Genomic DNA, 5,123 nt, shown 5'->3' with positions numbered 1-5,123 from the left:
ATGCCCATCATGGCTGAGCTTCCTTATCCGCTGGCCGTTGTTGACGAGCGGCAGAGGCTCCAGGGCGTCATCGTGCGCGGCCTGCTGCTGGCGGCAATGGTGGAGGGCATGGAAGCGGGAGGTCAAAATGCTGCCTAGAATTCCTCTGGCCGAGAGCATTGACGCCTCCGTAGATTTTCTGGTGGAAACCTGCTCGGATTTTACCCGTGCAGGTTCTGCGGCAATGGGCAAGCTGCTGGACGGCTTTGAAAACCTGCTCATGCTGCCTCAGCCCTGGCTGTTCATCATCCTGCTGGGCCTTGTGTGCTGGTGGGCCACGCGCAGCATCAAGTTGCCCGCCTTTTCCATGCTGGGCTTTGCCCTGCTGTGGAATCTTGGCTTGTGGGAACCGACCATGAGCACGCTTGCCCTGGTGCTTTCCGCAACCTTGCTTTCCGTGTTGCTGGGGGTTCCCTGCGGCATTCTGGCGGCAGTATCGCGCTGGGGCAGGCAGATCATCATGCCCGTGCTGGACGTTATGCAGACCATGCCCGCATTTGTGTATCTTATCCCCGCCATTCCCTTTTTCGGCATCGGCAAGGTAAGCGCCGTGGTGGCAACGGTGGTCTTTTCCGTGCCGCCAGCCATTCGCCTTACCTGCCTGGGCATCCGGCAGATTCCTGCAGACCTTGTGGAATGCGCCGAGGCCTTCGGCCTCACGCGTGTGCAGCGCCTGCGCAAGCTTGAGCTGCCCCTTGCCATGCCCACCATTGTGGCAGGCGTGAACCAAACGATCATGCTGGCGCTTTCCATGGCGGTCATTGCCGCCATGATCGGCGCGCGCGGCCTTGGCGGTGAAGTCTGGAAAGCAATCCAGAGATTGCAGATAGGAAATGGCTTTGAAGCCGGGCTTGGAATTGTTATCGTGGCAATCACACTCGATCGCCTCTTTCGTGCGTTGGCGCAAAAATGCGCCGGACAAAACTAGACGGGAGGACGCAATGACACGCAGACTTTTTATAATGGTTCTTGCCATCATGGTTTTGTGGGCGTGGCCTGCTCAGGCCGCTGCCGGCAGCAAACAGAACAAAACCCTTAAAATTGTCTATGTAGAATGGGATTGCGCCACTGCCTCCAGCAATCTTGCCAAGGCCGTGCTGGAAGACAAGCTCGGTTACAAGGTGGAATTGCTGCCCGTTACCCAGCCAATATTATGGACAAGTATTGCTACCGGCGATGCCGATGCCATGGTGACGGCATGGCTGCCCGACACCCACGCCGCCATGTACGGCAAGGTGAAAAACCAGGTGGAAATGCTGGGCAAGCTTGTGGGCGGCGCGCGTCTGGGGCTGGCTGTGCCGGACTTTGTGCCGCTCAAGTCCATTGATGAACTGGACGCCAACGCGGACAAGTTCAATGGGCGCATTGTGGGCATTGATCCCGGTTCCGGCCTGATGCAGCTTACGGAAAAAGCCATGAGAGATTATGGCATCAAGAAGTTGCAGCTTGTGGAGGGCAGTGGAACCATCATGACCTCCAGCCTGGCCGAGGCCCTCCGCAAGCAGGAGTGGATTGTGGTGACGGCCTGGTCGCCCCACTGGATGTTTGGCCGCTGGCAGATGCATTATCTGGATGATCCGCTGGGCAGCCTGGGCAAGGAAGAAGGCATTTTCAAGGTTGGCCGCAAAGGTCTGAAAAAGGATCACCCTGATGCCTGGGCCTTTTTGAGCAACTTCCGGTACGAAGATCCAAGCCAGCTCCAGAGGCTCATGAACTGGAATCAGGAAAAGAGCGCAGATCCTCTGGAAAACGCCCGCCGCTTCATGAAGGAAAATCCCCAGATGGTAGAAGCCTGGCTTAAAAAATAGGTAAGACCTGCAAGAGGCGTTGTTGTTCCTCCTGATGCACCCCGGTTGCCCGCAAAGGCTGCCGGGGTGTATGCGTTCAGGGCCGCGCGGAATGAACGGCTGGCGGGCCAAGGCTGTCGCCCCGCGAGGGCCAGATAATCCGCACAGCGCCGTCACGTCCTGTGTAATATAGCGGGGCTCTCGCGGCAGCGCACCACTCGCGCAGCGATTGCGAAGGGTAGCCGTAGCGGTTTTCGAATCCGCACGAAGCGATCACAAGGCCGGGCCGCGCCGCCGCATAAAATTCCGGCAAGAATCCAGTGGCGGAGCCGTGGTGCGGCGCAACAACAACCTCCGCCCGCAGGTCATCCCCGTTATCGAGCAGGCGGCGCAGCACCGGGCGTTCCGCATCTCCCAAAAACAGGGCCAGACCACGGCCATGCTGGGTCAGTCGGGCCACCACAGAGGCATCGTTGCCTTGCCATGCGTCCCACTCGTTCATTGGAGGGTGCAGAATTTCCAGGCGCAGACCAAGAGACGGTTTGCCCAGCGTCAGAACATCCCCACGCACAAGGGCGCGGCTGTGGTGGGCCGTGCGCGCCGCGCGCCACTGTTCGCCCCAGCTGCCCTTGCCTTCGCGCCCGTTGTCCAGCAGGTGATCCACACGAAAAACGCGCAGTATGTGCAGCAAGCCGCCCATGTGGTCAAGGTCGGGGTGGGTGTTGAGTATGGCGGCCAGGTGCGGCGCGTCATTATAGGTCAGGGCCGGGGCCACCAGCGCCTGCCCCGGATCAAAACGCGGCGAGGCGCTGCCCCCGCCGTCCAGCAGCAGGCGCACATGCCCCGGCAGACGCAGCAGCAGGGCCTGACTCTGCCCCACATCCAGCACATCAAGGCGAATGTGGTCTGACAGGCGCTCTGCGGTGCGTAAGGCCGGGCCAACGCATAATAGCAGCGCCCCGGCCAGCAGCAGACGTTGCGCCGCGCGGGGCAGGTCTGCGCGCCCTGCCTTCAGCGCCAGCGCCCCGAGCAAGGCCGCAAAAGCTGGCAGGGCTGTCCAGTGCGGACGCAGCAGGGCCGGGGGCTGCAACAGGTTTGCTCCAACCAGCCACGCAAGGCAGTCTGTAAGCCATTGGCAGGGGAGGGCCGCCATGTCCAGCACTGCCCGCGCCGCAAGGTCGAGGCCCAGAGCGGACAGGAACAGGCCGAGTACGGAGGCGGGCAACACCAGCATGTCGGCCACGGGCAGCCAGAGCACATTGAGCCAGAACCAGTGCCCCATATTGTTGAACAGCAGCATGTTCAGCGGCAAGAGCGCAATCTGGATGCCCAGGGAAACCAGAAATATCCGCGTTAATGCCCATGTTCCCCGTCTGAGCCTCTGATTCGCACTTATGCCAAAGCCTCCGCTCCGCCGTTTCTGTGCTGCCGGATCCGGCTCCGGAGCCAGCACCCGCAGCCAGGGCAGGCTCATGCCGATGACCGCCACGCACAGCACGGAAAGTTGCAGGCCTGTATCCAGCATGCTCAGGGGGGAAACCACGCTGATGCAGAGCAGGGCGGCGCAGAGCACATCAAGCGTTGTGTGGGGCCGCCCGCGCAAAAAATAGACGGCAAGAAGCAACAGCATGACGGCAGCCCGCAGCAATGACGCCGGGGCATCGCCCAGCCACAGGTAGGCCAGTGCTGGCGGTAGTGTTGCCAGCAGCGCCCATACTGCGCGGGGGCGGCGTAGGTAGATGCCGGGGCGAACTCGTGCGGCGGCAAGCACGCAGAGCAGGCCCACAAGGCCCGCCACGGTGAGGTGCTGGCCGGAAAGGGCGAGGCTGTGCACCAACGTGGCCGAGGCAAAATTGTTCAGTGTCTGCTGGTTCAGGTATTGCCTGTCGCCAAAGAGCAGAGCCAGCAGGATGGCCTTGCCCTGCGAAAGCTTGTACTGCGTGAGTTTGTTATGGGATGGCGGAGGGGAAGCGCCAGCCGCCATGGTTTCGTCTGGCCCTCCCACATGGGGCTGTGCCGCCTCCTGGGCCGGAAACAGCGCGCCCACAAAATCCTGCCGCAAGGATTCGCGCCAGCGGGCGGAGAGGGTTGGCTGGCCGGAAATACGCGGCTCTCCCTGATTGCCCAGAGTCCACATGCGCCAGCGCACGCCCTGAGCGGCCAGCCACAGGCCCCAGTCGGTCTGGCCTTCGTTGGCAAAGCCCTGTGCAGGCATGGGCCGCCGCGTCAGGCAGACTGTCTGGCCAGGGAGCGGAGGAGAAAGGGCAATGGCGGCAGTGGGGGCTTCCCATGTCCAGGCCAGTTTGCCGGGCAGAGGGCGAACAGTTGAATTTGCGTCGTCTGGCGGTATTGCGGCAGCGTCAGAGGCAGAGGACAAGCCGTCTCTGCCGTCTGCAGAGGCAGGGCGCACATCGCTCAGCAGCAGGCGCAGGCGATTGTCGGGTAGGCCCTGCATATCGCGCACAATGCCGCACACTCGCGGCGGCTGGGCAGATTCGTGCAGCCATTGAGGCGGCTGCCCCGTTTGCCTTGCCTGCTCTTCTGGTGAGAGCAGAGTTTGCCACGGGCAACCATAGAGTTGCCAGTATCCTGTCAGAAAACCCGCCAGCAGGCACAGTGCCGCCAGAGCCGTGCGGGCGGCGCGCCACAGGCGGGCATCCGCAAAAAACAGCAACAAGGCGCAGCAAAGTGAGGGCAGGGGCCAGGGTGCCGCGGTAATGCCCGCTATCCAGAAGCCCAGGTATGTCTGCCAGAGCAGGGGGGCTTGCAATGGAGGGTGCCGCATGACGAACCTTGTAGAAGTGATGTACCGCGCGGTTGCGGCGGGGCAGTGCGCGCAAAAAAAAGAGCGCCCTTGCAGCAAGAGCGCCCCTTTGAACAGCGGGAGGCTAGGACAGCTCCCGGGCCATATCCCGTTCCTCCGCCCTGCGTTTGAGTGTTTCGCGGTGGTCGTGCAGTTTTTTGCCCTTGCCGAGGGCAATTTCTACCTTGATCTTGCCCCGCTTGAAGTAGAGGCGCACGGGCACAACCGTCAGTCCCTGCTGGGCCACCAGCCCCGCGAATTTGGAAATTTCCCGCTCGTGCAGCAGCAGTTTGCGCGCGCGGTCCGGCTCCTGCGACACATAGCCCGCGTTGGCGTAGGGCGCGATGTGCAGTGAAACAAGCCAGGCTTCTCCCTGGCGAAAGTCTACATAGCTATCAATAAAGTTGACCTTGCCCGCGCGGATGCTTTTGACTTCCGGGCCGGTCAGTACAATGCCCGCCTCGGTGAACTCGGAAAGTTCATAGAGGTGGCGG

At 61.9% G+C, this 5,123-nt stretch carries 4 protein-coding genes; 2 read left to right on the top strand and 2 right to left on the bottom strand.

Going from position 1 to position 5,123, the window contains the following annotated elements; translation table 11 throughout:
- Positions 1-127 precede the first annotated feature (127 nt).
- Both VEZ52_RS01790 and VEZ52_RS01785 read left to right on the top strand, forming a co-directional pair.
- Complete coding sequence (locus tag VEZ52_RS01790; protein WP_324835276.1) at positions 128-967, top strand: proline/glycine betaine ABC transporter permease; 840 nt, start codon at positions 128-130, stop codon at positions 965-967.
- 13 nt (positions 968-980) lie between these two features.
- Positions 981-1,847 carry a glycine betaine ABC transporter substrate-binding protein gene (locus tag VEZ52_RS01785; protein WP_324835275.1) on the top strand — a complete coding sequence of 289 codons (867 nt, stop codon included), beginning with the start codon at positions 981-983 and terminating at the stop codon, positions 1,845-1,847.
- 76 nt (positions 1,848-1,923) lie between these two features.
- Here VEZ52_RS01785 and VEZ52_RS01780 read toward each other — a convergent pair whose 3' ends face one another.
- A complete protein-coding gene (locus VEZ52_RS01780; RefSeq protein WP_324835274.1) occupies positions 1,924-4,611 on the bottom strand; it encodes a ComEC/Rec2 family competence protein in 2,688 nt (895 codons plus the stop codon).
- A 103-nt stretch (positions 4,612-4,714) separates the two neighbouring features.
- Positions 4,715-5,123, bottom strand: a 409-nt coding sequence (smpB, locus tag VEZ52_RS01775; protein ID WP_324835273.1) for an SsrA-binding protein SmpB, incomplete at its 5' end; no start/stop codon positions are given.

Origin of the sequence: Desulfovibrio sp., from assembly GCF_035644575.1 — a bacterium.
In the GTDB taxonomy this organism is placed as follows: Bacteria; Desulfobacterota; Desulfovibrionia; order Desulfovibrionales; family Desulfovibrionaceae; genus Desulfovibrio.
Note: the sequence above shows the minus strand (reverse complement) of the source record. Positions and strands in the feature narration are given on the sequence as shown.

Bases quoted from the DNA above. Each gene is read 5' to 3' on its own strand.
- VEZ52_RS01785 (WP_324835275.1), top strand. From the start codon at position 981: ATGACACGCAGACTTTTTATAATGGTTCTTGCCATCATGGTTTTGTGG.
- VEZ52_RS01790 (WP_324835276.1), top strand. From the start codon at position 128: ATGCTGCCTAGAATTCCTCTGGCCGAGAGCATTGACGCCTCCGTAGAT.
- VEZ52_RS01780 (WP_324835274.1), bottom strand. From the start codon at position 4,611: ATGCGGCACCCTCCATTGCAAGCCCCCCTGCTCTGGCAGACATACCTG.